The sequence below is a fragment of the Sphingomonas sp. FW306-1B-B10E genome, from assembly GCF_058782005.1.
Window position 1 is genome coordinate 1 of the sequence record NZ_JBYSXG010000117.1, and the last position, 1302, is coordinate 1302.

At 62.5% G+C, this 1302-nt stretch carries 1 protein-coding gene; it reads left to right on the plus strand.

Annotation, left to right across the window (positions count from 1 at the left end):
• The first annotated feature begins 339 nt into the window (after window positions 1-339).
• A complete protein-coding gene (locus tag AC3WJI_RS21640) occupies window positions 340-1092 on the plus strand; it encodes a GAF domain-containing protein (RefSeq protein WP_492759370.1) in 753 nt (250 codons plus the stop codon).
• The last annotated feature ends 210 nt before the right edge of the window (window positions 1093-1302 follow it).

Here is a 1302-nt window from a genome sequence, read left to right on the forward strand (position 1 = left end):
CGCAGCCCACAACAGCAGCCAGGCAGTCCCCCGGACTGCCTTTTGTGCTGTCGTCTCGTCAGGCTCATAACCTGAAGATCGCAGGTTCAAATCCTGCTCCCGCAACCACCGCCAAAGCCCGCATGGCACCCGCCACGCGGGCTTTTCTGTGCCCCCAGCACAACACGCCAACCCCTTGCCGACAGCGAGCGCTTCCGGGCCGTTCGTCGAGCGCGCGAGCGTGGGAACAGCTGCGATCGGACCCCAGTAGCAAGACGCCGCGACCAAAGCCGAGGCATTTTGCTTATCAACAAGCGCGGCTGCTCGCCCACGCTATCATTTCCGTGCTTGTCGATATTTGTGCGCAATTGCATCCGATTTGGCGCGCCTTGTAGAATTACTGCATTGTCGCAAGGGGTTGCCGCGCTACATTTCCTCCTGAGGATTGGCGACATGAACCAGGATTGCGAACGCGGCCGGGAAGGATCCGTCGAGATACGCCGTCAGGCGCGTGTGCTGACGAGTGGCGTGCTCGGCATGCGCGGTAACGCCGAGCTCTCGCGCATCGTCGAGCAAGCCGCGAGGGGCACCAACTTCCCCTTCGCCGCGGTGTCGATCGTCGATCGGTCGCGACTCTGGCTGGCCGTGGCCTATGGATTCGATCCGAGGGAATTCACTAGGCCCGACAGTTTTTGCGACGCCGCAATCCAGATTCCCGGCTTTGCGCCCTTATGCGTTTCGGACGCGTGGCTGGAGCCGCGCTTCAAGTTCGCCCCCGCGGTGATCGAGATGAACGTGCGCGCTTATTACGCCGCACCCCTGGTCACCCACGACGGCCTCGCGCTGGGTACGCTGTGCCTGCTGGACCAGAAGCCGCGAACCGTCGATGCCGCCGCGCTGAAGCTGCTCACCTCTCTCGCCGGCGCGGTCACGGCGGTCATCGACCGCGAACCCAATGCCATGGCCTATGCCGAATATGCCATCGCCGAGCTTTGCACGCGCATCCGCTTTGCGATCGCCGACCAGGATGATGCCAAGGTCGCCCTGCTTGACGAGGAACTGCGCCGGCTCGAGGAAAAGCTGACCCCGCACTGGCGGTCAGAAGGGGCCTAGCCCGGTTCGCGACGGACACCCTCGATCACTGTCCGATTTTCGGACGAAATCCCCTGCCAATTCCTGCCGCGGTGCAGCAATTGCCTGATTATCCACAGATTTCACCATAAAATGTCCGCATCCGGCACAAGTCGGTTGAGCGGCGCAACCTAGCTGTCATGATCGAGCCCTAGCCCAGCGCCAAGCGCCAGTTCCAGAGTCTCTTCCCCG